Annotated in this window: 23 protein-coding genes; 10 read left to right on the top strand and 13 right to left on the bottom strand. The window is 67.5% G+C overall.

The window, feature by feature from the left end:
- The first annotated feature begins 47 nt into the window (after positions 1-47).
- Complete coding sequence (locus C8C96_RS00990; protein WP_056747955.1) at positions 48-635, top strand: hypothetical protein; 588 nt, start codon at positions 48-50, stop codon at positions 633-635.
- A 41-nt stretch (positions 636-676) separates the two neighbouring features.
- Here the strand turns inward: C8C96_RS00990 and C8C96_RS00985 are convergent, their stop codons facing one another.
- Positions 677-1,252 carry a MarR family winged helix-turn-helix transcriptional regulator gene (locus C8C96_RS00985; RefSeq protein WP_121941139.1) on the bottom strand — a complete coding sequence of 192 codons (576 nt, stop codon included), beginning with the start codon at positions 1,250-1,252 and terminating at the stop codon, positions 677-679.
- A 118-nt stretch (positions 1,253-1,370) separates the two neighbouring features.
- Between C8C96_RS00985 and C8C96_RS00980 the strand changes: the two genes are divergently transcribed.
- From C8C96_RS00980 to C8C96_RS00965, 4 genes are all read left to right on the top strand, one after another.
- Positions 1,371-2,324 carry a Bug family tripartite tricarboxylate transporter substrate binding protein gene (locus tag C8C96_RS00980; RefSeq protein WP_121941138.1) on the top strand — a complete coding sequence of 318 codons (954 nt, stop codon included), beginning with the start codon at positions 1,371-1,373 and terminating at the stop codon, positions 2,322-2,324.
- A 145-nt stretch (positions 2,325-2,469) separates the two neighbouring features.
- Positions 2,470-3,804, top strand: coding sequence for a sulfatase (locus C8C96_RS00975; RefSeq protein WP_121941137.1), 1,335 nt, complete (start codon positions 2,470-2,472; stop codon positions 3,802-3,804).
- Between the two features lie 84 nt (positions 3,805-3,888).
- The gene (locus C8C96_RS00970; protein ID WP_121943814.1) at positions 3,889-4,857 is read left to right on the top strand and encodes a helix-turn-helix domain-containing protein; all 969 of its coding nucleotides are present in this window, start codon (positions 3,889-3,891) and stop codon (positions 4,855-4,857) included.
- 183 nt (positions 4,858-5,040) lie between these two features.
- Complete coding sequence (locus C8C96_RS00965) at positions 5,041-5,769, top strand: alpha/beta fold hydrolase (RefSeq protein ID WP_121941136.1); 729 nt, start codon at positions 5,041-5,043, stop codon at positions 5,767-5,769.
- Positions 5,770-5,847: 78 nt separating this feature from the next.
- Here C8C96_RS00965 and C8C96_RS00960 read toward each other — a convergent pair whose 3' ends face one another.
- Positions 5,848-6,750: a LysR family transcriptional regulator gene (locus C8C96_RS00960; protein WP_056065575.1), complete on the bottom strand. Its 903-nt coding sequence runs from the start codon at positions 6,748-6,750 to the stop codon at positions 5,848-5,850.
- Between the two features lie 160 nt (positions 6,751-6,910).
- Here C8C96_RS00960 and C8C96_RS00955 point away from each other — a divergent pair, with 160 nt between their 5' ends.
- Genes C8C96_RS00955 through C8C96_RS00950 form a run of 3 tightly spaced genes read left to right on the top strand, consistent with a single transcriptional unit; the run spans position 6,911 to position 8,628 of the window.
- Positions 6,911-7,894: a TerC family protein gene (locus C8C96_RS00955; protein WP_056065578.1), complete on the top strand. Its 984-nt coding sequence runs from the start codon at positions 6,911-6,913 to the stop codon at positions 7,892-7,894.
- A 27-nt stretch (positions 7,895-7,921) separates the two neighbouring features.
- Entirely contained in the window at positions 7,922-8,080 is a 159-nt protein-coding gene (locus C8C96_RS24960) for a hypothetical protein (protein ID WP_165836520.1), read from the top strand.
- Positions 8,077-8,628 carry a DUF2062 domain-containing protein gene (locus tag C8C96_RS00950; protein WP_121941135.1) on the top strand — a complete coding sequence of 184 codons (552 nt, stop codon included), beginning with the start codon at positions 8,077-8,079 and terminating at the stop codon, positions 8,626-8,628. Before C8C96_RS24960 ends, C8C96_RS00950 begins: the two co-directional genes overlap by 4 nt.
- 64 nt (positions 8,629-8,692) lie before the next feature.
- Here C8C96_RS00950 and C8C96_RS00945 read toward each other — a convergent pair whose 3' ends face one another.
- From C8C96_RS00945 to C8C96_RS00930, 4 genes are all read right to left on the bottom strand, one after another.
- A complete protein-coding gene (locus C8C96_RS00945) occupies positions 8,693-9,661 on the bottom strand; it encodes a tripartite tricarboxylate transporter substrate binding protein (RefSeq protein ID WP_121943813.1) in 969 nt (322 codons plus the stop codon).
- 92 nt (positions 9,662-9,753) lie between these two features.
- Positions 9,754-10,011, bottom strand: coding sequence for a DUF2783 domain-containing protein (locus C8C96_RS00940; protein ID WP_121941134.1), 258 nt, complete (start codon positions 10,009-10,011; stop codon positions 9,754-9,756).
- A gap of 26 nt (positions 10,012-10,037) precedes the next feature.
- A complete protein-coding gene (locus C8C96_RS00935) occupies positions 10,038-11,690 on the bottom strand; it encodes an FAD-dependent oxidoreductase (RefSeq protein ID WP_121941133.1) in 1,653 nt (550 codons plus the stop codon).
- A 28-nt stretch (positions 11,691-11,718) separates the two neighbouring features.
- Positions 11,719-12,678 (bottom strand): MBL fold metallo-hydrolase, encoded by a 960-nt coding sequence (locus tag C8C96_RS00930; protein ID WP_121941132.1) that lies wholly within the window; start codon positions 12,676-12,678, stop codon positions 11,719-11,721.
- A 142-nt stretch (positions 12,679-12,820) separates the two neighbouring features.
- Here C8C96_RS00930 and C8C96_RS00925 point away from each other — a divergent pair, with 142 nt between their 5' ends.
- The gene (locus tag C8C96_RS00925) at positions 12,821-13,630 is read left to right on the top strand and encodes an IclR family transcriptional regulator (protein ID WP_121941131.1); all 810 of its coding nucleotides are present in this window, start codon (positions 12,821-12,823) and stop codon (positions 13,628-13,630) included.
- Between the two features lie 12 nt (positions 13,631-13,642).
- On the opposite strand, the gene C8C96_RS00920 is transcribed toward C8C96_RS00925, so the two are convergent.
- The 6 genes from C8C96_RS00920 to C8C96_RS00895 all read right to left on the bottom strand — a co-directional run bounded on the left by C8C96_RS00920 (position 13,643) and on the right by C8C96_RS00895 (position 23,434).
- The gene (locus tag C8C96_RS00920) at positions 13,643-14,965 is read right to left on the bottom strand and encodes an O-acetylhomoserine aminocarboxypropyltransferase/cysteine synthase family protein (protein WP_121941130.1); all 1,323 of its coding nucleotides are present in this window, start codon (positions 14,963-14,965) and stop codon (positions 13,643-13,645) included.
- Between the two features lie 104 nt (positions 14,966-15,069).
- A complete protein-coding gene (locus tag C8C96_RS00915; RefSeq protein WP_121941129.1) occupies positions 15,070-15,585 on the bottom strand; it encodes a CoA-binding protein in 516 nt (171 codons plus the stop codon).
- A gap of 52 nt (positions 15,586-15,637) precedes the next feature.
- Positions 15,638-16,252, bottom strand: a complete 615-nt coding sequence (locus C8C96_RS00910) for a thioredoxin family protein (protein WP_121941128.1) — start codon at positions 16,250-16,252, stop codon at positions 15,638-15,640.
- A 46-nt stretch (positions 16,253-16,298) separates the two neighbouring features.
- Entirely contained in the window at positions 16,299-18,551 is a 2,253-nt protein-coding gene (locus tag C8C96_RS00905) for a protein-disulfide reductase DsbD (protein WP_199737422.1), read from the bottom strand.
- A gap of 115 nt (positions 18,552-18,666) precedes the next feature.
- The gene (locus C8C96_RS00900; protein ID WP_121941127.1) at positions 18,667-22,503 is read right to left on the bottom strand and encodes a DUF748 domain-containing protein; all 3,837 of its coding nucleotides are present in this window, start codon (positions 22,501-22,503) and stop codon (positions 18,667-18,669) included.
- Positions 22,504-22,681: 178 nt separating this feature from the next.
- Positions 22,682-23,434 carry an alanyl-tRNA editing protein gene (locus tag C8C96_RS00895; protein ID WP_121941126.1) on the bottom strand — a complete coding sequence of 251 codons (753 nt, stop codon included), beginning with the start codon at positions 23,432-23,434 and terminating at the stop codon, positions 22,682-22,684.
- 64 nt (positions 23,435-23,498) lie between these two features.
- Here C8C96_RS00895 and C8C96_RS00890 point away from each other — a divergent pair, with 64 nt between their 5' ends.
- Entirely contained in the window at positions 23,499-24,350 is an 852-nt protein-coding gene (locus C8C96_RS00890) for a creatininase family protein (protein WP_121941125.1), read from the top strand.
- A gap of 88 nt (positions 24,351-24,438) precedes the next feature.
- On the opposite strand, the gene C8C96_RS00885 is transcribed toward C8C96_RS00890, so the two are convergent.
- On the bottom strand, positions 24,439-25,110 hold the full coding sequence (locus C8C96_RS00885) for a histidine phosphatase family protein (protein ID WP_121941124.1): 672 nt from the start codon (positions 25,108-25,110) through the stop codon (positions 24,439-24,441).
- Between the last annotated feature and the right edge of the window lie 88 nt (positions 25,111-25,198).

Below are 25,198 nucleotides of genomic sequence, written 5' to 3'. Positions count from 1 at the left end.
ACGGTACGCACAATGGCACACCAGTTTTTTAAAGGAGAGGAGAGGGTATGTTGAAAAAATGCTTGATTGTTGGCAGTTTTTTGCTGGCTGCTGGCGTCGCACAAGCTGATTTGAAGAACATCAGCTCTGGTGGCGTGCACTCCGCAACCAACTTGGATGCTGTTGCTTGCACCATCGTTGGCACTGACGGTGTGCTGTATCGGGGGACAAAGATTCTTTACGTATTTGCGGAGTCGATTGGCAATGGTCGCGATCCGATGTTGAAAGTCAGCTCGCTCAAATACAACCTCGTGGTGCAAAACGATGACTGGGAGGAGTCTTATTACGTCAATGGCTCAGAAAAAGCCCCGGTGCCGGCTTCGTTGTACGCCAGCTACCTGCGTACGCCCAAGCGTGCCACAGATGCAGCAGTGATTTATTTCGCAGACCCTGGTGAACCCGTTTGTGCGTCCACCAAGGAATACGCGAATAACAGCAACCTTTACCAAGTCCAGATATCCATCACCGATGTGACCTCGGGTGTGATTGCCTCGGGCGTGCGGTCTTCGCCCAAGGACGCCGCAATTGACCCCAATGGAATGCTACGGTCCGATTTGGATCGTCTACTTGAGGTGTACTCGACTACCGAAAAGTGAGGGGTGGCCATGAGGCACGAGCCTGGTGTTGGGCGGCGAGTTCACGTGGAGTCTTGACCGCCACGCGAAAGTTGCTGTCGGCCGCCTCTGAGCCGGTAAGTTCTCGGGAGATCGGTGCGCGTTGCGACCAGAGCCTCCGCTTGCTGTTGCATGGCGGCCAGCGCCTGATCCAGCGCTCGTACCGCTCCCGGTGTCAGCTGAGACAGTAGATCCTGGTTCAGTGCCCTGATTTGCGGGAAAAGTTCGTCGTGGAGCGACAGTCCTGCAGGTGTCAGAAACAACATGGCGTGGCGCCGGTCCCCTGGCATGGTGCTGCGAGTGATAAGTTGTTTGTTCAGCAATGAGGTGATGGCGCGCGATGTTCGAGCGCGGTCCAGTCCCAAGTGTTCAGCGAGTGCTGCGGGCGGCAGACCTGGCTGTTGCGCGAGCACCATGAGCAACCCCCATTCCCGACGGGTGATGCCGTAACCCCCCTCGCACAGCCTTACTACCAGGCTGCCCGCCACGGCGAGCAGGCGGTGGAGGCGATACATCAGCAGGTCATGGGCTGTCGTTGGATGGATCAGGCCGTCGCCGGTGAGGGTTGAGCGAACGGGGACCGGATCTATATCGGGCATCAGGGTATTTCCGGGCGAGAATTGTTTAGATCAATTGATTGTGTGCCTCCTACAGTGGATCCACTCATCTGATCGTGCCCATCGAGGCATTTTTTGAATCTCGCACCGGAGCCGTTCCATGTGGAAACTCGTTGAATCCTTAGTCGCCACCACGCTGGCACTTGCTGCCTCTTTGTGTCAGGCCCAGGACACCCCGCTGCGCATCGTGGTGGGCTACGCCCCCGGCGGCGCCACCGACCGCGTGGCCCGCATCGTGGCCGACAAGCTGGGCAGCAAGCTCGGTACGCCCGTGATCGTGGAGAACAAGACCGGCGCGGGCGGCCGCCTGTCGGCCCAGGCTGTCAAAGCCGCGCCCGCCAACCAGCCCACGCTGCTGCTGGCCAACCCCGCCGTGATGCTGGTAGCACCCCTGGTGTTCGCCGATGCGGGCTACGACCCGGAGCGCGACTTCCGCCCCGTGAGCCATGTCAACAGCTACGAATTTGGCGTGGCCGTGGGCAGTGCCGTGCCGGTCAAGGAACTGCCTCACCTCATGGCGTGGCTACGCGCCAACCCCGACAAGGCCAACTTCGGCGTGCCTGCCACGGGCAGCCTGCCGCACTTTTTTGGCCTAATGGTGGGCGACGCCGCCAAGGTGCGCGCCGAGGTGGTGGGCTATCGGGGCTCCGCGCCGCTGCTCAACGACCTGCTGGGCGGCCAGGTGCCCGTGGCGTTCGACACGTTTGACAGCCTGCTGCCCCAGCACGAGGCCGGCAAGATCCGCATCCTGGCCGTGTCGAGCGCCAAGCGCAGCCCGCTCGATGCAAAGATTCCCACCTTCAAGGAAAGCGGCATGGACCTGGCCGCCACCGGCTGGAACACCTTCTTTGCCCCGATGAGCATGCCCAAGGCCCAGGCCGAACGTTTGTCCGGTTTGATCGTGGAGGTGATGAAAGACCCGGACACGCAGCGCAAGTTCGAGACCGCCAAGATGGAGCCCGTGGTGGCGACCATGGCGCAGACCGAAGCCATGCTCAAGGCCTACCGCGCGCAGTGGGCGCCGGTGGTGCAGCGCTCGGGCTTCAAACCATAGCAAGGAAGCCCCCCTGAGCGGCTGCGCCGCTTCCCCCGGAGGGGGACGGCGGCCTCGCTGCGGGGCGGCCCTTGCTTGCCGCCCCCGCCTCGGCCGCGCCTGTCGCGAAGACTGCGCGCCATGTTGAGTGAAACTGGATTTCGAGATGACCCTACCACCCCGCCCCAACATCATCTTCATCGTCGCTGACGACCTCGGCTATGCCGACCTGGGCTGCTACGGCGGGCGCGATGCGGCGTTTGGCCCCGTGTCGCCGGTGCTTGACCAGCTGGCGGCCAATGGCCTCAAGCTCACGCAGGGCTACTCCAACTCCCCCGTCTGCTCGCCCACGCGCTTTGCGCTGATGACGGCGCGCTACCAGTACCGTCTGCGCGGCGCTGCCGAGGAACCCATCAACAGCAAGAGCCGGGGCAGCACCACCCTGGGCCTGCCGCCCGAGCACCCCACGCTGCCCTCGCTGCTGCGCGCAGCAGGCTACCGCACGGCGCTGATGGGCAAGTGGCACCTGGGCTACCCGCCCGCGTTCGGGCCGCTGCGCTCGGGCTATGACGAGTTCTTCGGTCCCATGTCGGGCGGGGTGGACTACTTCACCCACTGCAGCTCCAACGGCACGCACGACCTGTACCTGGGCGAAGAAGAAAAGCAGCAGGACGGCTACCTCACCGACCTCATCACCGACCACGCGCTCGACTACGTGCAGCGCATGGCGCCGGGCGCGCAGGCGGGCACGCCGTTCTTCCTGAGCCTGCACTACACCGCGCCCCACTGGCCCTGGGAGACCAGGGGCGACGAAGCGCTGGCGCAGGAGGTGAAGACGAACCTGTTCCACCTGCACGGCGGCAACATCGAGACCTACCGCCGCATGATCCACCACATGGACGAGGGCATCGGCCGCATCATGGCGCTGCTGCAGTCCTTGGGCCTGGCGCGCGACACGCTGGTGGTGTTCACCAGCGACAACGGTGGCGAGCGCTTCTCGGACAACTGGCCGCTGGTGGGCGGCAAGATGGACCTGACCGAAGGCGGCATCCGCGTGCCCTGGATTGCCCACTGGCCTGCGGTGATCGGCCCCGGCGGAGTGAGCGCGCAGACCTGTATGACCATGGACTGGTCGGCCACCATGCTCGACGCCGCAGGGGCCGCCGCGCATGCGGACTACCCGCTGGACGGCCGCTCGCTGATGCCGCTGCTGCGCGATGCCAATGTGATCGACGAGCCCCCGCTGTTCTGGCGCATGAACCACCGGGGCCAGCGCGCCATGCGCCAGGGCGTGTGGAAGTACCTGCGCGTGGATGGCAACGACTACCTGTTCAACCTGGCCGACGACGAACGCGAGCGCGCCAACCGCGCGCCTGTGGAGCCCGAACGCCTGCAGGCCATGCGCGCCGCGTGGGAGGCGTGGAATGTGTCAATGCCCGCCATTCCTGACGATGCCACGGTGAGCCTGGGGTACTCTTTGAAGGACATGCCGCAGCGCTGAGCCTGGCGGGCAGGCCGTCAGGGGATTGGTTGGGCGGGCTTGCCCTGTTGCCTGCCCGGCCCGCTTGCCGGTAGATTGGGCGCCATGCCCGCCGCTCCCGCGCCTTCGTCCCCCGCTGCTCTGCGCCAGTGGACCACCGACGTGGTGGCGCCGCCCGCGCGCCTGGACTACTGGGTGGGCGCGATCTGCGAGGCGTTTCTGGAGATGGACTGCAGCTCCCGTGAGGCGCCGCTGTTTGGCGGGGAACTGCAAAGCCTGCCGGTGGAGACGCTGTCCATCAACCGCGTGCGTGCCTCCACCCAGGATGTGTTTCGCACACCCGCCGGCATTGCGCGCAGCCGCCAGCTGCCCTTCTACCTGATCGGCCAGGCCGAGACCGCATGGCATGTGCGCCAGGATGGCCATGTGGCCCACCTGCGCCCGGGCGATGTGGTGCTGCTGGATTCGGCCCGGCCTTACGAACTGCACTTCCCAGAAGGCGTGCACTGCGTATCGCTGCAGCTGCCGCGTGCCTGGGTGGGCCAGTGGCTGCAGCAGGCCGAGGCGCCCGGCCCGCGGGTGGCCTGGCGCGACCAGGGCTGGGGCCAGAGCCTGGGGGCGCTGGCCGTGCAGCTGGCGCGTGACCCGTCCTCGGCGCAGGCCTTGCCGCCTGCGTTGCTGTCCGACCACCTGGGCGCGTTGTTGTGCGCTGCGCTGGAGCCGCCCCGGCCACCGGCACCCACGGCGGCGCGCAGCCTGCACGCCCATCTGTGTGCGCTGCTGCGGGCGCGCGTTGACCTGCCGGGCCTCTCGGCCCCGGCGCTGGCGCAGGAGGCGGGTGTGTCGCTGCGCACCCTGCACCGGGCGTTTGCGGCACAGGGCCACACCTTTGCGGGCACGTTGCGCCAACTGCGCCTGGCGCGTGCAGGCGAGCTGCTGCGCCGCCCCCAGCTGGCCCATGTGGCCGTGGGCGAGATCGGGCGGCGCTGCGGCTTTGCCGACCCGTCGCATTTCGCACGCGCCTTTCAGCGCGCCATGGGCGTGTCGCCCGCGCAGTGGCGGCGCGGCGGCTGATTCCGTTTCCCAATCATCCGTGTCGTTGTTGCTTCGCCCTGCCGCGCTACACGGCGGTGAAGCTTTTGGCACATCCAGCACAGCCGGCTGGCACGCGCAGGCCATTCCGTGCCACCGGGTGTTTCTAAGGTAGCGGCAGGGCGGATTGCCCGGTCCTGCAACACCAACCCGAAGGAGACACACATGCCGGATACCTATGTCCTGGTCCATGGCGCCTGGCACACTGGTGCCGAGATGGAAGCCACCGCCACCCACCTGCGCGCGCGCGGCCACACGGTGCATTGCCCCACGCTCGCGGGCAACCGCCCCGGCGACGACCGCGCTGCCACGGGTCTCGCCGACGCGGTGGATTCGCTGGCGGCCTTCATCGACAGCCAGGGCCTGACCGACGTGCGGCTGGTGGGCCACAGCTACGGCGGCATGGTCATCAGCCACGTGCCCGCGCGCTTGCCCGGGCGCATCCGCCGCCTGGTGTACTGGAACGCCTTCGTGCCGCAGCCAGGCGAGTGCCTGAACGACCTGGTACCACCCCACTACCGCGCGCTGTTCGACCAGGTGGCGGCCAGCAACGGCAATGCCGTGATGCTGCCGTACCCCATTTGGCGCGAGGCCTTCATCAACGATGCCGACGAGGCCCTGGCGCGAAGTACCTATGCGCTGCTCAATCCCCACCCCTATCGCACCTTCACCGAACCGGCGCAACTGCCCGTGCCGTTGGCCGCGCTGGAGGTAGGCAAGAGCTACCTCAACGCGCAGCAGGACACCGCGCTGCCCCACAGCCTGCCGTGGCACCCACGCCTGTCGGAGCGGCTGGGCTTGTTTCGCCTGGTGGAGTGCCCGGGCAGCCACGAACTGTGCTTTTCCGACCCGGCATCGGCGGCGCAGCACATCGAGCGGGCAGGGCGCGACTGACGGGGCCTGCGAGGGCATTGCGCCAGATTTTTGCGTCTTTTGGGCCCCAAGCGCTAGATCGGTATGTGCTGGTAGCTATTAATTCAATAGCATTCCGCCCTGGCCTGCCTCCAGCAGCCGCGTGAGCAGCGGGTGCATCACCTTGCGGGCGCTGTAGATCAGGTGGAACTGCTCCTGCACGTCGGGTGCGGTACCCACCTGCACCAGCCCGTGGGTCTGGGCCAGGTGCTCGCCCAGCGAGACCGGCGCGGGCATCACGCCCATGCCGGTGGCGGCAAAGGTGCTCAAGAGGGCGCTGTCTTCAAACTCCCCGGCAATGCGCGGGCGGATGCGCTCGCGCTCCAGCCAGTGGTCGATGCGTGCGCGCATCGCGGCGTGGTCGGTGGGCAGCAGCACGGGCACTACAGCCAGGCTGTGCGGGAAGTTGTTGGCCGCCGCCTCCGCCCACAGCGGGGGCGCATACCAGGCAATGGCGCTCGTGCCCAGCAGCTGGCTGGTGGTGCGCAGGGCCGGGTTGGGCGGCGCGGCGCGGTCGGCCAGCACGGCATCGAGCTTGTGCAGCGCCAGCTCGCCCAAGAGGGGCTGGAACTCCCCCTCGTGGCACAGCAGGCGCAGGTGCGGCTCGTCCAGCACGGGCGTCAGCAGCCGGTGCACGGCCAGCTTGGCAATGCCGTCGGAGATGCCCAGGTTCAGCCGCAACGTCTGGCCGCTGGCTGCCTCGCGCACGCGCACGGGCAGCAATTCGCCCAGCGCAAAAATGTGGTCGGCCTCATGCAGCGCGGCCACGCCTGCGTCGGTCAGCACCAGGTTGCGGCCCTCGGTGCGCAGCAGGCTCACGCCCAGCGATTTTTCCAGTTCGCGCACCTGGGCGCTGATGGTCTGCACGGCCATGTCCAGCCGCTCGGCGGCGCGGGCGATGCCGCCCTCCTTGGCCACCACCCAGAAGTAGAAAAGATGGCGGTAGTTGAAGCTCTGGCTCATGATCTCTTTGCGGTGGGGCCGTAAAAAAAGTGTTTGGTTCGTAAAAACCGAACCAATACTACTGTGATCACAGGTTTTAAAGAAGTACCCCTGCCCCTACAGTCCGGGGCTTGGGCGTCCGGCGTGCCTGGGCGTGTGAGGGCATCTTTGGAGAAACTCGATGGAAACAATCGGAACGTGGTGGATGTGGGCGGGATTTGCCGTCTTCGTGGTCATCGCCATAGGCGTGGACCTGCTGGTCATGGAGCGCCAGGGCGCGCACAAGGTCACCATGGGTGAGGCCGCGCGCTGGAGCCTGTTGTGGTTCTCGCTCGCCTTTGTGTTTGTGGCCATCCTGTGGTGGTACCTGGACAGCAGCCAGGGGCGCGAGATCGCCAACACGGTGTCCATGCAGTTCATCACCGGCTACCTGGTGGAGAAGAGCCTGTCGGTGGACAACATCTTCGTCTTCCTGATGCTGTTCAGTTACTTTGCCGTGCCGCCGCAATACCAAAAGCGCGCGCTCATCATCGGCATCATCGGCGCCATCGTGCTGCGCACGCTGCTCATCCTGGCAGGCGCCTGGCTGCTGGCCACCTTCCACTGGCTGCTGTATGTGTTCGGTGCGTTCCTGGTCGTCACGGGCGTGAAGATGTGGTTTGCCGCCGGGCAGGAGCCTGACATCGCCACCAACCCGGTGCTCAGGTTCCTGAAAAAGCGCATCCGCATCACCGACCAGTTCGACGGCGAAAAGCTCTCGACCCTGATCAACGGCGTCAAGCACTACACCCCGCTGTTCGTGGTGCTGATCCTGATCGGCACGACCGACATCATCTTTGCGGTGGACAGCATCCCGGCGATCTTCGCGATCACCAGCGACCCGTTCATCGTGCTCACGGCCAACATCTTTGCCATCCTGGGTCTGCGTGCGCTGTACTTCCTGCTGGCAGACCTGGCCGACCGTTTCCACCTGCTGGCCTACGGCCTGGCACTGGTCCTGGTCTTCATCGGCGGCAAGATGTTGCTCATCGACTTCGTGAAGATCCCGATTGGCTATGCGTTGCTGGTCACGGCCACGCTGATCGCCGGGTCGATCTTCCTGTCGCTGCGCAATTCGGGCGAGGCCGCCAAGGGTGCCCCACCCGCACTGCCCCCCAAGGCCTGATCGCTGCCAAACCCGGAGACTTGAGCCATGGATCTGATCGAATCGGTGATGCTGTGCATGTTGTTGGGCCTGGTAGGGGCCACAGCCATGGCCTACCACGCTGAGAACGAGCCGCGCGACGTGAACCTGCTGGTGGGCCTCACCGCCTTGTGGGGCGCCGGCACTGCGGTAGCCTTCGTCGCATGATGCAGCCGCTGTGTCGCTTGCGCCGCTGGTTGCGCGCGCTGGAGCCCCGGGCCCGCCAGCTGCTGGACCGCAGCTGGCTCGCGCAGTTCCAGCCCTGGCTGGAGCGGCGCGCGCTGTTCCGCTTCCAGCGCCAGCCGCTGGCGCGCGGGGTGGCGGCGGGCATGTTCTGCGGCCTGATCCCCGGGCCGTTGCAGATCCCGGGCACGCTGCTGGTGTGCGCCTGGCTGCGCGGCAACGTGGTGGCTGGGGGCGTGGCCACCTTCTATACCAACCCGCTCACCACGGTGCCGCTGTATGTCTTGGCCTTCTACCTCGGGGCGCTGGTGATGCCCGGCGCGCAGACGCTGCCCGCCTGGAGCAGCGTGGCGCCTGGGGGTGAGTTCACGGTGCAGGCCTTGGGCACCTGGATGCAGGCGCTGGGCACGCCACTGCTGATCGGCCTGCCCACCCTGGGGCTGCTGCTCGCAGCACTGGGCTACGCCACCGTGCAACTGCTGTGGCTGGCCCCCGCCCTGCACCGCAAACGGCGGCTGGCACGCTGCCGCTGAGCGCCGTATTCGGCCCGCAACGTGGGCTCCCCCGCAGGGGGATGGGGCGCAGCCGCTTGGGGGGTTAGTCGAGTTTTACGCCCACCTTGGTGATGACTCGCCCCCACTTCTCCCGCTCGGTGCGCGCAAAGCTGCCCATCTGGGCAGCGGTGCCGGGCATGGGCTCCACACCCAGGGCCTGCAGCCGGGCCTTGGTGCGCGTGTCGGCCAGGGCGGTCTGCAGTGCCTTGCTGAAGTTCGCCACCACATCGGCCGGCGCGCCGGTGGGCACCACCAGGCCTTGCCACGCAAAACCTTCAAACCCTTGCAGGCCCTGCTCGGAAATCGTGGGCACATCGGGCATGGTGGTCACGCGCTGCGGGCTGGCCACGCCAATGGCGCGCACCTTGTTGCCCGCGAGGAACGGGTACACCGTGGCGCTGTCGATCCACATCGCAGGCACCTGGCCGCCGATCACGTCCTGGATGGCCGGGGCTGCGCCGCGATAGGGCACATGCGTGAGCTTGAGACCGCTCTGCTCGCGGAACAGCTCGCCCACCAGGTGGTGCGGGCTGCCCGGCCCGGCCGAGGCCCAGTTCACGCCATCGGCCTGGCCCTTGGCCCAGGCCATGAACTCCTTGAGGTTCTTGGCCGGCACGCTGTTGGACACCACCAGGAACATCGGAAAGCGCACCAGCAGGCCCACGGGCTGGAAGTCCTTTTCGGCGTTGTAGGCCAGCTTGCTGAACAGGAACGGGTTGGCCGCCAGCGTGGCGAAGTCGGCCGAGAACATCAGGTTGCCGTAGTCCTTGTTGCGCGCTGCGTACTCTGCGGCGATGTTGGTGCCCGCGCCGGGCTTGTTGTTGATGATGATGGGGCGGCCCAGCGTGGCCGACATCGATTCGGCAATGGTGCGTGCCACGATGTCCGAGCCGCCGCCCGCCGCGTAGCCCACCACCCATTCGAGTGGCTTGGAATCCTGGGCGTGGGCCAGGGGCAGTGTGGTGGCCAGGGCCAGGCCCGCAAGGGTGGCGAGGAAATGTTTGCGCTGCATGGTGGTGTTGTCTCCGTAGTAGTCAAAGTTCAAGGCGGGTCGGACCCCGCACCGTCTGCGCGGTGCTGAAGTGCCAGGTGAAAAGGTGCGGGCTAGGCCGCCACCGCGTGGGTGGGCACCACGGGCGTGATGGCCGGGGTGGTGTGCCGGTCGGCCGTGGGCACGGCGCTGCCGCGTGCCAGTTGCAGCGCGTGCTGCAGCGTGGCCTGCTCGCCGATGTGGTTGGCCAGCAGCAGCACCAGGCGTGCGTTCATGGCGTGGCTCTCGGGCGTGGACAGGCCCTGGTGCGCGGCAATCAGCGCTTCATAGAAGTCGTCGCAGGCCTGCAGGTTCGGTTGGGTGTTCAGCATGGACATGTTCCTTGTCGTCTTCCTGGTCAGACGGCTGCGGCCGTGGCACGGGCCAGTGCGCTGCGCACGGCCGCTTCGGTGGGCGTGCGCCAGCGGGCGCACACATGCTGGTCGGGCCGCACCAGGTACACGGTGCGCGGCAACGCATCCAGCCGCTGGGCGGCCAGCGCCTGGTGGTCGATCACGTCGATGCCGATCTGCAGCACTTTCACACCGGGCAGGTCATGGGCCCATGCCGGAGCCGAGCCAAACACCAGCAGCGTGAAGTCCGGCCCCAGCTCGCGCAGCAGCCAGGTGGGCTGGCCCTGCTTCGTTAAGGGCGCGTCCAGCAGCACGGCACCGGGCACCTGGGTGCCTGCGAAGTGATCGGTATCCGGCGTGTTCAGCGGCGACTGGTGCAGCGTGGCGGGCACCGACAGGCGGCCGCTGTTGACGATGCGCCTTGCAAACGCATGTTCGCGCGCCAGATGCAGTGCCGCGTCGCGGAACAGGCGGCTCACCTCGCTCTTGGGCGTGATGAAGTCGGTGGCGCGGGTGGAGTTGCACAGGTTCTCATCGGCCGCGTATTCACGCTCGGGGCCATAGGTGCTCACCAGCGCGGGGCTGGCGCGGCCCTGGAGCACCCAATCGAGCTTCCAGGCCAGGTTCTCCGCGTCCTGCACTCCGCTGTTGGCGCCCCGTGCGCCAAAGGGCGAGACGCCGTGGGCGCTGTCGCCCGCGAAGACGACGCGGCCGTGCACGAACTGGTCCATGCGCAGGCAGGCAAAGGTGTAGACGCTGGCCCAGTCCAGCTCAAACTGTGCATCTGCGCCCAGCAGCGCCTTCACGCGCGGGATGATGTTCTCGGGCTTCTTTTCTTCTTCGGGGTCGGCGTCCCAGCCCAGCTGGAAGTCGATGCGCCAGACGTTGTCGGGCTGGCGGTGCAGCAGCACGCTCTGGTTGGGATGAAAGGGTGGGTCGAACCAGAACCAGCGCTCGGTCGGGAAGTTCGCCTCATCCGCCAGCTTCACGTCGGCGATCAGGAAGCGGTCCTGAAAGATGCGCCCCTTGCTCTCCAGCCCCAGCATCTGCCGCGTGGGCGAGCGTGCGCCGTCGCAAGCCACCAGCCATTGCGCATCCATCTGGTAGTCGCCCTCCGGCGTGTCGATGCTCAGCAGCGCGCCGTCGGAGCGGCTTTGTACGGCCGTCACCTTGTTGTGCCAGCGGATGTCGATGCCCGGCAGCTGCAGCGCGCGCTCCACCAGGTAGGCCTCGGCGTAGTACTGCTGCAGGTTGATGAAGGCGGGGCGCTCGTGGCCTTCTTCGGGCAGCAGATTGAATTCATACAGCTGCTCGTCTTTGAGGAACACCTTGCCCAGGTTCCACGACACGCCCTTGTCCACCATGCGCTGGCCCACGCCCAGGCGGTCCCAGATCTCCAGCGTGCGCTTGGCAAAGCAGATGGCGCGCGAGCCGATGGAGAGCTTGTGGTCGTTGTCCAGCACCACCACGCGCTGCCCGCGCTGGGCCAGGTCGATGGCCAGCGACAGGCCCACGGGGCCCGCGCCGATGACCACGATGGGGTGCTGTGCGGGCGTGGCGCGGTCTTGGTCGTGCGAGCGCACGTAGCCGAAGTCGATGGCCTGCACTTCGGCGCCACTGGCGTGGAAGGCTTCGGTGGGAATGTCTCTGGGGTTCATATCTTTTGTCGCTTCCAGCCTCGGCGGATCAGCCTTCCAGGGCTTTCCACATCTGGACATCACGCTCGGCGGTCCAGATGCGTGGGTCGGGGTATTGCGTGGCCTCGTCGTACGCACGGGTCACGTCAAACGGCATGCAGTGGTTGAAGATGACCCAGTGGCCGTACTTGGGCTGCAGCTTTGCGAACGTGGCTTCGTAGACCTTGCGCAGGTCTTCGCCCTGGGCGGCGCTGGCCTTCACGCTCTCGTACAGGTCGCTGATGAAGGCGCGCGTGCCCGCCAGGCCCGCCTGCACCTGCTCGGGCGTCTGCAGCGCGGCGCCACGGCCGGGCACCAGCTTTTCGGGCTTGAGGGCTGCGATGTTGTCCAGGGTCTGCGGCCAGTCCTGGAAATACGCGTCGCCCGCATACGGCGTGGCGTCGAACTCCACCAGGTCGCCGCTGAACAGGATCTTTTCCTGCGGCAGCCAGGCGACCGTGTCGCCCTTGGTGTGGCCCCGGCCCAGTTGCAGGATCTGCACCTCCAGCTTGCCCAGCCACAGGGTCATCTTTTGGTTGAAGGTCATGGTCGGCCAGGTCAGGCCGTCCGGCACGCTCTCTACGTTCTGGAACAGGCGCGGAAAGCGGCCGATCTCGCTGTCCTTGTCGAACTGGCCGCGCTCCACGATCAGGTCGCGGGTGTCCTCGCTGGCAATGATGTGCTCGGCGCCGTACGCACTGGCCCCCAGCACGCGCACGGCATGGTAGTGGGAGAGCAGCACGTACTTGATGGGCTTGTCCGTCACCTCGCGGATGCGGCGGATCACGTCCTGCGCCATCACGGGCGTGGCCTGGGTGTCGATGACCATCACTGCGTCGTCGCCAATGATGATGCCGGTGTTGGGGTCGCCCTCGGCCGTGTAGGCATAGGCGTGGTCGGAGAGCTTGTCGAAGCTCACCTTCTTCACTTCGAGGTCGGCGGCGGAGGCAAAGGTTTTGACGGTGCTCATGGTGATGATTTGTTAATGGTGAATGCATTTATCTAAACGGAATGCGTTGATGTTAGGCAAGAAATTCGTTCATGTCTAACGCATTTGTTTAGGTGTAAACCCGGAGGGCGGATGGGTGCTGCGCTGCGTGGACAATCGCCCCATGCCCACCACGACCCCCGACCTGCCCCCCGCCGACGACGAAGACACGCCCCGCAGCCCGCGCGGCATTCAGAGCGTGGAGGTGGGGGGCCAGCTGCTGAAGGTGCTGGCGCGCACCGGCCGGCGCATGGCGCTCAAGGACCTGGCCCGCGCGGCGGACATGACGGCCGCCAAGGCCCACCCCTACCTGGTGAGCTTTGGCAAGCTGGGCCTGATCGAGCAAGACGCCGTGAGCGGCCACTACGGCCTGGGGCCCTTGGCCATGCAGCTGGGCCTGATCAGCCTGCAGCAGGTGGACCCGGTGCGCCTGGCCATTGCCGAGCTGCCCGCGCTGGCCCAGCGCATCGGCTACACCGTGTCGGCCTCGGTCTGGGGCGACAACGGCCCCACCATCATTCGTGTGGAAGAGGGCCCCACCGCCGTGTATGTGGCCATGCGCCACGGCACCACGGCCTCGGTGCGACACACGGCCACGGGCAAGGTGTTTGCGGCCTTTGGGTCGCGCGAACGCGCTGCGGCTGCGCTGGCGGCCGAAGGGTTTGCGGGCGCACTGGACGAGCCTGCCTTTGCGGCCGAGCTGGAGGCGGTGCGCCAGCACCAGATCAGCGAGGTGACGGACCAGCTCCTGCCCGGCATCAGCGCGCTGGCCACGCCGGTGTTTGATGGGTTCGGGCAGCTGGTGCTGTGCATCGCCGTGATCGGTCCCAGCGCCACGCTGCAGACCGGGCCGGCCAGCCCAGCGGCGCAGCACCTGCGCGAGGCGGCGCGGAGCTTGTCGCAGCGCCTGGGGGCGCCGGTCAGCCCCGCGTAGCCCGTGGGGCGATCAGCCCGCTGCGCGCCCCAGCGCCTGGTCGATGTCCCTCAGGATGTCGTCCAGGTCTTCAATCCCCACGGACAGCCGCACCATGTCCGCGCTCACACCCGCGCGGGCCAGCTCTTCTTCGCTCAGCTGGCGGTGGGTGGTCGATGCGGGGTGGATCACCAGCGTCTTGGCGTCGCCGATGTTGGCCAGATGGCTCAGGAACTCGCAGGCGTCGATGAACTTCTCGCCGGCGGCTGCGCCGCCCTTCACGCCAAAAGTGAGGATGCCCGAGGCGCCCGGCGCGCCATCCACCGCGCGGAACTGCTTTTGCGCCAGGTCGTAGTACGGCGAATCCGCCAGACCTGGGTAGTTGACCCACGCCACCTGCGGGTGGCTCTGCAGAAACTTCGCCACGGCCAGCGCATTGCGGCAGTGCTCGCGCATCCGCAGGTGCAGCGTTTCGGCGCCCTGCAGCAGCTGCCACGCGTTCATGGGCGAGAGCACGCCGCCAAAGGTGCGGTTGACCTCCATGCGCGCCTTCATGGTGTAGCCAAAGTCGCCAAAGGTCTCGTAGAACTTCACGCCGTGGTACGCACGGCTGGGCTCCACCATTTCGGGGAACTTGCCGTTGTCCCACGGGAACTTGCCGCCTTCCACCACCACACCACCCATGGTCGTGCCGTGGCCGCCGATGTACTTGGTGGCGCTGTGCACCACGATGTCGGCGCCCAGCTGCAAGGGGTTGCACAGGTAGGGGCTGGCCACCGTGTTGTCGATGACGAGCGGCACGCCATGCGCATGCGCCACCCCGGCCACGGCGGCGATGTCGAGCACGTTGACCAGCGGGTTGCCGATGGTCTCGCCATAGAACGCACGGGTGTTGGGCCGCACCGCACGCGCAAAGTTCTCGGGGTCGGCCGGGTCCACGAATGTGGTCTCAATACCCAGACGCGAAAAGCCCACGCCCAGCTGCCCCACGGTGCCGCCGTAGAGCGTGCTGGCTGCCACGATGTGGTCCCCGGTTTTGAGGATGGCCAGCAGCGCCGCCATCTGCGCGGCCATGCCGCTGGCGCAGGCCAGGGCCGCACGGCCGTTTTCGAGGCTGGCGATGCGCTCCTCCAACACCGCCACCGTGGGGTTGCTGATGCGGCTGTAGACGTTGCCAAAGGTCTGCAGGTTGAACAGGCTGCTGGCGTGTTCGGCGTTGTCGAACACAAAGCTGGTCGTCTGGTGGATGGGTGTGGCGCGTGCGCCGGTCACCGGGTCGGGTTGGGCCCCGGCGTGGATGGCGCGGGTGCCAAAGCCGAAGTGGCGGTCGGCACCGTGGGATGTGGGCTCGGTCATGGCGGTGGCGCAGCCTGCAGTGCTGCGCAGGGGGTTGGGTGAAAGAATTTGAATGAAATTGGCCGCAAGCGCTAGTGCAATATGCGCTGGCAGCTATCCATTTGCTAGTAAGGCAGCTGCCGCAAGCGCTTGGCGCTGATCACGCGCGTGTTCACGCCCATCCAGCCCAGGCCGCCAAACAGACGCGCGTGTTCGATCTTCACGCAGCGGTTTTGAATGACTTGCAGGCCCGCCGCTTCAGCGCGCAGGCCTGCGGCCTCGTTGAACACGCCCAGCTGCAGCCACAGGCACTGTGCGCCGATGGCGACGGCTTCGTCGGCCAGCGGCGGGATGTCCTCGCTCTTGCGAAAGCAGTCCACCATGTCGATCTTCTGGCCTTGCGCTGCCAGCGCTGCGGCCGCATCGGTCACGCTGGCGTAGGCCGCCTCGCCCAGAATCTGCCCGCCCTCACGCGCCACCAGCGGGTTGACCGGCACGATGCGGTACCCATGCGCCTGCATGTACTTGGCGGCAAAGTAGCTGGGGCGGTGCCACTGCGGCGAAAGGCCCACCACCGCAATGGTGCGGCAGGCGGTGAGCAGGTGGCGCAGCGTGCTGATGGTGTCGGGGGTGTGGAGCATACAAACAGTGTACGCATGCCCCGGGACCGTGGACCAGCGTCACCGCAGCCGGTCAGGCCGGCGACTTGTACTTGATGCTGCACCCATACGGCGCCGTCGTCGCCGCCGAGATCGGCTTGCCCGCCAGCGCTTCGCCCAGCCCCACCTTCACGTAGTTGGTGGCCTTCTCGATGTCGGCCGGGCGGGCCGAGGGAATGCTGTCGATGCCGCCCGCGTAGATGAGCTGGCCCTGCGGGTTGACGATGTAAAGGTGCGGCGTGGTGCGCGCCCCGTAGCTCTTGCCAACGGTGCCTTCCTCGTCCATCAGCACGGCGGTGGGGGTGGCCTTGCGCTCCTGCTTCCAGGCCATCAGCTTGGCGGGCTCCAGGTAGTCGCTGCTGGCTTTTTCGGTGGAGTTGATGGACAGCCAGACCACGCCTTGGCCGGTGGCGTCTTTTTGCGTAGCGGGCATGTTGCCGCTGTCGTAGTGCTTGCGCACGAAGGGGCAGCCGGGGTTGGTCCACTCCAGCACCACGTGTTTGCCCTTGAAGTCGGACAGGCGCACGGTCTTGCCGTTGGTGTCCTTGAGCGTGAAGTCGGGCGCGGGCTGGCCCACGGTGGCGGCGGCCTGGGCGCCCAGTGCGACGAGGGCGGCGGTGGCGATCAACGTTCGGCGAAGCAACTTCATGGCGGGGTCTCCTGAAGGGTTGGCGGGTGGTCGAAAGCAGGGAGGGCTACAGCTGGGCAATGGTGGCGCGCACCTCGTCCACGCTGAGCACCTCGGTCAGCACCACCGGCGGCTTGCCGGGGCGGTAGAACACGTACACCGGCACGCCGCTGCGGCCCAGCGACGCCAGGGCGGCGGTGATGGCAGGGTCGCGTCGCGTCCAGTCGGCGCGCAGCAGGGCCACGTTCTTGGTTTGCAGGTCGGCGACCACGTTGGCATCCGCCAACGTGGTCTTCTTGTTGTATTGGCAGGTCACGCACCAGGCGGCGGTGAAGTCCACAAACACGGGGCGGCCACCGGCCACGATCTGCTCGGCCGCGCCGGGTGCCCAGGGCTGCCAGCCGGTGGTGGAGACCTGTGGTGACGACGTGGCCGCCTGCGCGGCAGGCATGTTGGTGACGTGCGGCGCAAAGGCCCAGACCAGCAAGGCCATGGCCGCGATGGACACCGTGGCCATCCACACCCGCGCCCGCCCGGCCAGCGACAGGGCCCACACCACCAGCGATAGGCCCACCAGCAGGATCAGTAGCGCACCCGCGCCGTCGATGCCGCTTTGCTGGCCCAGCACCCACACCAGCCAGACCACGGTGGCCAGCATGGGGAAGGCCATCAGCTTGCGGAAGGTGTCCATCCACGCGCCGGGGCGCGGCAGGGCGCGCGCCACGGCGGGCACAAAGCTGGCCGCCAGGTACGGCAGCGCCAGCCCCAGGCCCAGTGCTGCAAACACGGCCAGCGCCTGGGGCGCAGGCAGCGTGGCGGTGAGGCCCAGGGATGCGCCCATGAACGGCGCCGTGCAGGGCGATGCCACGGCCACGGCGAGCACACCGGTGAGGAAGCTGTCGGCCACAGGGTGGCGGGCCTGCAGGCTGGCCACCGAGGAGGGCAGGAAATGACCGAACTCGAACACGCCCGCCAGGTTGAGCGCGATCAGCGTGAACAGCGCCGCCAGTGATGCCACCACGGCGGGCGACTGCAGCTGAAAGCCCCAGCCCACCGCCTCGCCCGCTGCGCGCAGGCCCAGCATGAGCGCGCCCAGGGCGATGAACGACAGCACCACGCCCGCTGTGTAGACGATGCCGCTGATGCGGTGCGCGCGCCGGTCTTGCGCATGCTGTGTGAAGCCCACCACCTTGATCGCCAGCACCGGAAACACGCAGGGCATGAGGTTGAGGATGAGCCCGCCAAGCAAGGCGCCCAGCAGCGCGGCCGTGAGGGTGAGGGACGAGGCGCCGGAGGCTGCGGCAGGCGTTGCCGAGCCGCCAGCCTGCGCCGCATTGGCTTTGAGCGCGGCCTCCAGCGTGGGCGACACGCTGGCCACCGATGCGCCCTGCGGCCAGGTGCCCAGCACCTTCAGTTCGGCGCGGTAGCCGGTGCGGGTGTCGGGGCCGGTGCCGTGGCCCGGGGCCGCCTGCTCGGCCAGCACCACGGGCATCAGGCTGGGGCTGGCGCTGCGCTGGGCCGACAGGGGAATTTGCGCGGTCCACACGCTGCCGTTCCAGCTCTGCTTCCAGCTCGCCGCGTTGTCGATGACCTCGGCGGTTTCGGGGAACAGGTCCAGCGTCTTGCCGCGCAGCGCCACGGGCAGGCCCTGCACGCTGACGTTCAGCAGGTTGCCGTCCGCAATCTGCGCCTGGCTGTCGGGCACGATGCCATTGGTGCCTGCCACCACGGCGCGGGGATGGGCCTTGGCGGCCGCCTCAAAGGCAGCACTGCTCAGTGCCGTGGTGCTCTGGATGGGCAGCTGCAGCGTGAATTCACCTTCTTCGGGAATGCACTCCTTGCGGCACACCAGCCACGAGGCGCGCAGCTTGATGGTCGCGTCCTTGGCCAGCGGGCCGGGGGCATAGGTGCTGGCCACGGTGACGGGCACGGGCAGCAGCACCGTGCCTTCATAGCCATAGTTGGCCAGCGTGCCGATGGGGATCTTCTTGGGCAGGGGCCAGGCAATCTCGCCCGCATCCAGGCCGGCGGGCAGCGTCCAGGCCAGGTCGGTGGGCAGGCCGGAGTCGCCAGGGTTCTTCCAGTAGGTGTGCCACTCGGGCTGGTGGGTGATCGAGAGGCCCAGCCACAGCGGCTGCCCGGGCGCCACGCCCTGGGGCGCATGGGCCAGCAGCTCGGCACGCACATAGGGCGTGGTGACCACGCTGGTGCCCTGTCCGCTGGTTTTGGTGCCCAATTGGGCGCTAGCGCTAGTCCATAAAGCGCTGGCAGCTATAAAAAAGAGAGTGGCTGCAAGGCGGTGGAACAGGCGTGAAGGCATGGTGCAGTGTGGGAGCGGGCGGGGCGGGATTGGTTCCGGCGCCCTGCGCTCAGCCTGCGGGGCGATGGGACTGGCTGGCGGGAGATTCGCCCAGAACCGCTCGCCAGCCAGCAGCTTATTGTGTCGCCAGGCTCAATTCCGCACGCGGTGTCCACTTTTCTGCCTGTTTGCCCGCTTTGGGTGCCGCGACAAACAGCCGCTCCACCGGCAGCTTTTGCGACACCAGGTACGCGCGGATCGCCTGGCCGCGCTGCGTGGCCAGGTCGGCGGCCATGGCCTCGGTGGCGGGCTGGTTGGCCAGCAGCAGGGCTTCCATCTCGGGCACGCTGAGGTCCTTGGCCAGGCCGACCAGGTTGCGCGGCTTGGGCATGTCGGCGCGGCGGTACACCTCCTTGAGCAGGGCGGGGTATTCGGCGGCCGACACGGGGGCGGTGTCCGCCGGGTTGGCGCGGCGTTTTTCGGCCAGCACCCGTTGTTGCAGGCTTTCGCGCTGCAGGCCTTCGCGCTCGTCCTGCAGGCTGGCCATGCCGGTCACGGTGATCTTGAGCGCGGGGCGGTCGGTCAGGGCCTTGACCACCTTGCCCAGGTTTTGCTCGGCCTCGGGCGTGAGCGTGGCGCTACCCGGGGCAAAGGGCACGTTGCTCATCTCGTCGCCACCGCCAAACGCGCTGGCCAGCAGGCTGAAGGGCGAGGTCAGCGCCTTGCCGATGAGGTTGACGATGATCTTGAAGATCACGGGGCCGATGCGGAACTGCGGGTCGTTGAGCGAGCCGCTGATGGGCAGGTCCAGGTCGATCACGCCCTGGCGGTCGGCCAGCAGGGCCACGGCCAGCTTCACGGGCAGGCTGTTGGGCGCGCCCTCCACGGGCTCGCCAAAGGTCAGCTGGTTGAGCACCAGCCGGTTGCTGGCGGTGAGCTGGCCGTTGGGCAGCACCTTGTAGTTCACGTCCACGCTGAGCTTGCCGCGCTCGATGCCGTGGCCCGCGTATTTGACGGAATAGGGCGTGAGCGGGGGAAGCTCCAGGTCGCGCACCTTACCTACGATGTCGAGGGCCAGCGGTTTGGCCAGCGGGTTGAGCTTGCCGGTGACTTCGAGCGATGCCGAGCCCTCGGCGCGGCCGCGCAGCTCGAGGTCGGCCAGCACGGGCTCGCCGCCCGAGGCTTCGGACGAGAACGCGCTGAGCTTGCCAGTAAGCTCCGACAGGTCGGCCGAGTAGTTGGGCTTGATGAAAAAGTCCGAAAACAGCACCTTGCCGTTGACCAGGCTCACGGGGCCAAAGACCACCACTGGGGCCAGCGGGTCGGCCTGGGCCACCGCCGCAGGGGCAGGAGCGGTGGGCGTTGCCGAGGCGGCTGAGGCGGGGGCTGATGCCGTGGGGGCGGCCGTGCTGGCCGCAGCGCTGGCCGCATTGGCCGCTCGTGCCTCGGCCGGGGTCTTGGCAATGTCGCTCAGGTTGATGCGGCCGGCCTCGTTGATGGTGACCCGGGCAAAAAAGTCCACCAGGCTGGTCTCCTTGACATCCACGCGCGGCGCGGTGCCGGGGGCGGTGGCCACGGCCAGGCCGCGCAGGTTCAGGCTCTTCCAGGCCAGCAGTTCCTCACCCACCTGGGCCTCGGTCTTGGGGGTGAAGGCGGCCGTGCTGTTGGCCTGCAGGTCTTCCACCACGGCATCACCGCTCAGACGCAGGCTGACTCCTTTGTCGGTCTGCGCCAGGGCCACCTGGCCCCGGTAGCCCACATCGGCGCGCAGCAGTTCTACCGACAGCTGGCTGGCCAGGTAGCCGTCCAGTGCGTGCAGCGGCAGGCGGGTGGCGTCGAGCTTGCCCTGGGTGGTCAGCGGCTGCAGGGCCAGCGTGCCCTGGTAGTCGAGCTTGCCCGGCGCGGCCTTGCTGCCCTTGCCCGGTGCGGCGGCGCGGGCGGTGAGCGTGAAGGCTTCGGGCTTGCTGCCGTCGCTGGCCAGGTTGCGGGCGGTGATGCCCAGGGCCGTCACGTCCAGCGCCACGGGGCGCGGCTGGGCGTTGTCGGCCAGGGTGACCGTGCCGCCCTGCAGCGAGAAGTCGGCCACGCGCAGCTTCCAGGGTGTGCTGGTGCTGGCGGGTGCTGCGTCGGCCGTTGCCGCCGGGGCCGTGGTGCTGCCGGGCGCTGCCTTCAGCCAGCGTTCGAACATCCAGCGCCCGTCCGCGCCCCGTTCCACCGCCAGTTGCGGCTGGCTGATGGCCAGGCGCTCCAGCGTGGCGGTGCGCGCATCCAGGGGCACCTCGGCGCCCGCAATGTCGAGCTTGCCCAGGCTGGCCAAGGTGGTCTTGCCCTGCTTGACGGCCAGTTGCTCCAGCGCCAGGGGGCCTGCCTTGAGGGTGACGCCGGTGGCGCCCGCCTGTGCGGCCTGTGGCGTGGGCGCTTGCCACGCCACACCCACATCGCCGCTGAGCTGGCCGGTCACCGTGGGCTCCAGCGTCTGGGCCAGGTAGGGCGCGGCCAGTTGCAGGGCCAGGGCGTTCAGGGTGGCGTTGACCTGGGCCTTCTGGTCCGTGGCTTCGCCCGTGAAGCTGAGTGTGCTGCCTTGCAGGTTGAGCCCGCCTTTGAAGCTGAAGGGCTTGGCGTTTTCCTTGGCAAAGGGCAGGGCGACATCGGCCGCATCCAGCGTGATGTCGGTGGCCTGCAGGGCGGCGGCGGGGCGCGTGGTGGCGTCGGCCCAGCGCAGGGTGCCACCACGCACGGCGGCGGTGGCGACTTCCACCGCCCAAGCGGGGGCGGTTGTCTTGGCCTTGGCTTTGCCTGTGGAGGCGGGGGACGCTGGGGCGGATGCCGCGCTGGCCGGTGGCGAAGCGGCTGTGTCAACTGAGGCGGATGCCGCAGGTGTGGCGGGCTTGCCCTTGGCGGGCGTGGAAGGCTGCGCTGGCGGGGCGGGCGTTGCCAGTTGTGCCAGGTTGATCTGGCCGCTGGCATCGCGCGTGGCCGTGACCACCGGCGCCGTCAGCTCCACATGCTGCAGGTGCACCACCTGGTCCAGCGGGCGCACGTCGGCCATGTCGATCTTCAGGCGCTCGTAGCTCAGCAGGTCGGCGCCCTGGCGGTCGGCCATGCGCACACCGCTGGCCTGTACGGTGCCGGTCAGCTTCACGGCCATGCGCGGGTGCTGTTCAAAGGCCACCTTCACATCCGCATCCAGCGTGGCACCCAACACCTTGACGGGCAGGTTGGCCGGCAGGTAGCCCAGGTAGGGCGCCAGGTTTAGCCCATCCAGCCGGATCTGCGCGTCGGCTTTGCCCGTCTGCGCAAACGGTGTGCCCTCGGCGGACGAGTCAAACCGGCTGCCGTCCAGCGTGAATGCCAGGTGGGGCTCCACCTTCACCTCGCGCTGCGAGGGCAGGGTGCTGATGAACGGCACTTTCAGCGCCAGCGCGCGCACCTCGTGGGTCTCGTTGACCGTGTTGTCGATGAAGTCGATGCTGCCGCCCGTGAGCGCCAGGTTGTACAGCGCCAGGCGCGCGGGGCCGGTGTCGGGCTCGGGGTCGTTCTTGGGCGCGGTGACCTTGGCAATGATGTCGTCCACGTCGTAGCGGCCGTCGCCCAGGTGGGTGAGGCGCAGGACCGGGTTTTCGATGGTGAAGGCGTCCACCACGGGCGCCAGGCGCAGCAGGGATTGCAGCTCGCCATCGGCATAGATGCGACCAATGGTCAGCTGTGGGGGCGCGCCGTTGGCCCCCGCCACCGCCACGTCGCGCAGGGCAAATTCCAGGCTCCAGGGCTGAAAGTCAATGCCGCCAATGGTCACGGTACGGCCCAGTTGCTCGGACGCGATGCGCTCCAGCGGGCCCTTGACCAGCGGTGGAATGGCGAGCCAGGTGACCAGCCACAGGGCGATCAAACCTGCCAGCACGCGGACGGCGGGGCGGAACCAGCGGTGCTGGCGCAAAGAGGCGAAAGAGACGGAGCGCAGGGAGATCGGCATGGCGGCAGGCAAGGGTAGGCGCCGCAGCCCCGGAACGTTGAGCCGGTCACTGCCGCCCGAGGACCGGGCGGGTGCTGCGCGCGGGCGCTATTGTCCCCGTTGTCCGCCTGCCTGCGTAAGCCAATGCAACGGGCGGCTGCGGTGGCTCAAGATTGTTGACAGTGGGGCCGGGCGCTTGTCACTGGGCAAAGCCTAGTACCACCCGCCGGGTCGTTGCGCTCTTTTTCTCGATTTTGGTCACCACGATCCCGCCGATCTCCGACGTATTGGCCACATGCGTGCCCCCACAGGGCTGCAGGTCGATCAGCGGCGCGCCGCCTTCGCCCCCGATGCGGATGGTGCGGATGCGCCCCGTGCCCCGGGGCGGCTGCACGCTCATGCTCTTGACCAGAGCGGGGTTGGCGTCCAGTTCTTCGTCGCTGATCGAAGCCACGGTGAGCGGGTGCGCAGCGGCCACCAGGGTGGCGATGGCGGCCGTCAGTTGCTCCTTGTCCAGCGGGTCGGTCATCGCAAAGTCCAGCCGCGCGTAGTCGGGTGTGATGGAGCAGCCGTTGACCAGCTGCGGCACCACATGGCACAGCAGGTGGCTGGTGGTGTGCAGGCGCATCATGCGGTGGCGGCGCTCCCAGTCGATGCGGGCCGTGACGGTGGTGCCGGGTGTGAGCTGCGCCACGCGGTCTTCCTGCCCGGGGGCGGGGATGTGAACGATGTCGCTGGTGGGGTTGCCGTCGGCGTCCTTGCCCTTGCGGGTGTCGGCAATGGTGATCTGTGTGCCGTCTGCCAGCACCAGCACGCCGCTGTCACCGGCCTGGCCGCCGCCCAGGGGGTAGAACACGGTCTGGTCCAGCACGATGCCGGCATCGGTGACGGCGGTGATGTGGGCGCTGCATTCGCGCAGGTAGGCGTCTTGGCGGAAGAGGTCTTGGGTCATGGTGGCATGTTAGCGGTGCCAGTGGCCGTTTCCCAGAGGCCGGCAGCGCCGCTACCATGCACGCATGACTTCTGCCGCCTTGACTCCCTTGCCCTCCCGCTTCTGGGCCGACTTGTCCACCCGTGATTTCGCGGCGCTAAAGGCCAGCGGGCAGGCTGAACAGGTAGTGGCCGTGCTGCCCGTGGCGGCTGTCGAGCAGCATGGGCCGCACCTGCCCCTGTCGGTCGATGCGACGCTGCTGCAGGGCGTGATCGATGCCGCGCTGCCGCAGCTGCCCGCCGAGTTGCCGGTGCTGTTCCTGCCGCCACAGAACGTGGGCCTGAGCCCGGAGCACATCCGCTTTCCTGGCACGCTCACGCTGTCGCCCGCCACGGTGATCGCGCTGTGGACCGAGATCGGCGAGTGCGTGGCCCGCGCGGGCATCAGGAAGCTGCTGCTGTTCAACGGCCACGGCGGACAGGTGAGCGTGATGGACATCGTGGCGCGCGAGCTGCGCACGCGCTGCGACCTCATCGTCTACAGCGCCAGCTGGTTCAGCCTGCCGCTGCCCGATGCGGTGGCGGGCCAGTTCAGCGCCCAGGAGCACCGCTTTGGCATCCACGCGGGCGACATCGAGACATCGATGATGCTGCACCTCGCGCCCGCCACCGTGCAGATGGCGCACGCGCAAAACTTCCGCTCCACCTCGCAGGACCGGTCGGAGCGCTATGCCATCCTGGGCAACGGCAAAAGCGCCAAGCTGGGCTGGCAGATGCAGGACTACCACCCGGCGGGTGCCGTGGGTAACGCGGCCGCAGCCACGGCCGACAAGGGACAAGCGGTGGTGGACGCTGCAGCGCAACAACTGGTGGCGCTGCTGCAGGAGCTGCAGGCGCTGCCGCTGTCTACCCTGGCGGATGGTCCCCACTTGCGCTGAACCGGCTTGCTATATTTTTAATAGCTTTCGGCGCATGATCCACTAGCGCAAGCGGCCTGAAAGGCTCAGAAAACCGAAATATCGGTGCTCAGGCGTGCGTCACCCACTGCGCATGCTCCAGCTCGTTCAGGTGCGGCAACGTGTTGAAGGTCTGCAACATCAACCGCTTGGGCGAGACGGAGAACTCCGTCACCGCGCTGTTGCGGATGCGCATGTTCAGCGCAATGGTCACCTCGGGCGCGGTGCCCAGCACCTCGCCCACGGCGGTCGAGATGGGGCCGCCGCTGCTCACCAGCAGCACGTTCTGGCCCGCATGGTGGTGGCGCACATGGTCCAGCGCGCTGCGCACACCGGCCGAAAAATCGTTCCAGCTGGGCATGCCCTGGGGGCTGATGACGCCTGCCATCCACTGCGCCAGCGCGTCGCACAGGATGCGAAAGTGCGCGCGGTAGCGCTCTGGCGTGTCGGCCGGGCCCAGGGGCTGGGGGTGGATGGCGGCGATCAGCGCATGGCTGTCGTATTCATTGAGGCCTGGCAACTGCAGCACCTCGGGGGTGGTCTGCAGGCCCTCGGCGATGCCTTCCAGCGTTTGCGTGTGGCGGCGCAGCGTGCCGGTGATGACGGCATCAAACCCCAAGCCGCGTGCGCGCCAGTGTTCGCCCAGGCGCACTGCCTGCTGGCGGCCCAGAGCGCTGAGCTGGTCGTAATCTTCCGCGCCAAACGAGGCCTGGCCGTGGCGCACGAGGTAGAGGGTTCCCATGCGACGGATTGTGATCAGAACCCGCCGCAGGCGTTTGTCGCAAAAGCGACCGATGCTATTAAATGTGTAGCTTTTTCGGTTGAAGCTG

The organism is Acidovorax sp. 100 (genome assembly GCF_003688355.1).
Lineage (GTDB): Bacteria > Pseudomonadota > Gammaproteobacteria > Burkholderiales > Burkholderiaceae_C > Acidovorax > Acidovorax delafieldii.
The sequence above is the reverse complement of the archived record's forward strand: the minus strand, read 5'-3'. Positions and strand labels throughout refer to the sequence as shown.

What these genes read in the sequence shown, in the direction of transcription:
- C8C96_RS00990 (WP_056747955.1), top strand. Translation starts at nt 48, where the DNA reads ATGTTGAAAAAATGCTTGATTGTTGGCAGTTTTTTGCTGGCTGCTGGC.
- C8C96_RS00985 (WP_121941139.1), bottom strand. Translation starts at nt 1,252, where the DNA reads ATGCCCGATATAGATCCGGTCCCCGTTCGCTCAACCCTCACCGGCGAC.
- C8C96_RS00980 (WP_121941138.1), top strand. Translation starts at nt 1,371, where the DNA reads ATGTGGAAACTCGTTGAATCCTTAGTCGCCACCACGCTGGCACTTGCT.
- C8C96_RS00975 (WP_121941137.1), top strand. Translation starts at nt 2,470, where the DNA reads ATGACCCTACCACCCCGCCCCAACATCATCTTCATCGTCGCTGACGAC.
- C8C96_RS00970 (WP_121943814.1), top strand. Translation starts at nt 3,889, where the DNA reads ATGCCCGCCGCTCCCGCGCCTTCGTCCCCCGCTGCTCTGCGCCAGTGG.
- C8C96_RS00965 (WP_121941136.1), top strand. Translation starts at nt 5,041, where the DNA reads ATGCCGGATACCTATGTCCTGGTCCATGGCGCCTGGCACACTGGTGCC.
- C8C96_RS00960 (WP_056065575.1), bottom strand. Translation starts at nt 6,750, where the DNA reads ATGAGCCAGAGCTTCAACTACCGCCATCTTTTCTACTTCTGGGTGGTG.
- C8C96_RS00955 (WP_056065578.1), top strand. Translation starts at nt 6,911, where the DNA reads ATGGAAACAATCGGAACGTGGTGGATGTGGGCGGGATTTGCCGTCTTC.
- C8C96_RS24960 (WP_165836520.1), top strand. Translation starts at nt 7,922, where the DNA reads ATGGATCTGATCGAATCGGTGATGCTGTGCATGTTGTTGGGCCTGGTA.
- C8C96_RS00950 (WP_121941135.1), top strand. Translation starts at nt 8,077, where the DNA reads ATGATGCAGCCGCTGTGTCGCTTGCGCCGCTGGTTGCGCGCGCTGGAG.
- C8C96_RS00945 (WP_121943813.1), bottom strand. Translation starts at nt 9,661, where the DNA reads ATGCAGCGCAAACATTTCCTCGCCACCCTTGCGGGCCTGGCCCTGGCC.
- C8C96_RS00940 (WP_121941134.1), bottom strand. Translation starts at nt 10,011, where the DNA reads ATGCTGAACACCCAACCGAACCTGCAGGCCTGCGACGACTTCTATGAA.
- C8C96_RS00935 (WP_121941133.1), bottom strand. Translation starts at nt 11,690, where the DNA reads ATGAACCCCAGAGACATTCCCACCGAAGCCTTCCACGCCAGTGGCGCC.
- C8C96_RS00930 (WP_121941132.1), bottom strand. Translation starts at nt 12,678, where the DNA reads ATGAGCACCGTCAAAACCTTTGCCTCCGCCGCCGACCTCGAAGTGAAG.
- C8C96_RS00925 (WP_121941131.1), top strand. Translation starts at nt 12,821, where the DNA reads ATGCCCACCACGACCCCCGACCTGCCCCCCGCCGACGACGAAGACACG.
- C8C96_RS00920 (WP_121941130.1), bottom strand. Translation starts at nt 14,965, where the DNA reads ATGACCGAGCCCACATCCCACGGTGCCGACCGCCACTTCGGCTTTGGC.
- C8C96_RS00915 (WP_121941129.1), bottom strand. Translation starts at nt 15,585, where the DNA reads ATGCTCCACACCCCCGACACCATCAGCACGCTGCGCCACCTGCTCACC.
- C8C96_RS00910 (WP_121941128.1), bottom strand. Translation starts at nt 16,252, where the DNA reads ATGAAGTTGCTTCGCCGAACGTTGATCGCCACCGCCGCCCTCGTCGCA.
- C8C96_RS00905 (WP_199737422.1), bottom strand. Translation starts at nt 18,551, where the DNA reads ATGCCTTCACGCCTGTTCCACCGCCTTGCAGCCACTCTCTTTTTTATA.
- C8C96_RS00900 (WP_121941127.1), bottom strand. Translation starts at nt 22,503, where the DNA reads ATGCCGATCTCCCTGCGCTCCGTCTCTTTCGCCTCTTTGCGCCAGCAC.
- C8C96_RS00895 (WP_121941126.1), bottom strand. Translation starts at nt 23,434, where the DNA reads ATGACCCAAGACCTCTTCCGCCAAGACGCCTACCTGCGCGAATGCAGC.
- C8C96_RS00890 (WP_121941125.1), top strand. Translation starts at nt 23,499, where the DNA reads ATGACTTCTGCCGCCTTGACTCCCTTGCCCTCCCGCTTCTGGGCCGAC.
- C8C96_RS00885 (WP_121941124.1), bottom strand. Translation starts at nt 25,110, where the DNA reads ATGGGAACCCTCTACCTCGTGCGCCACGGCCAGGCCTCGTTTGGCGCG.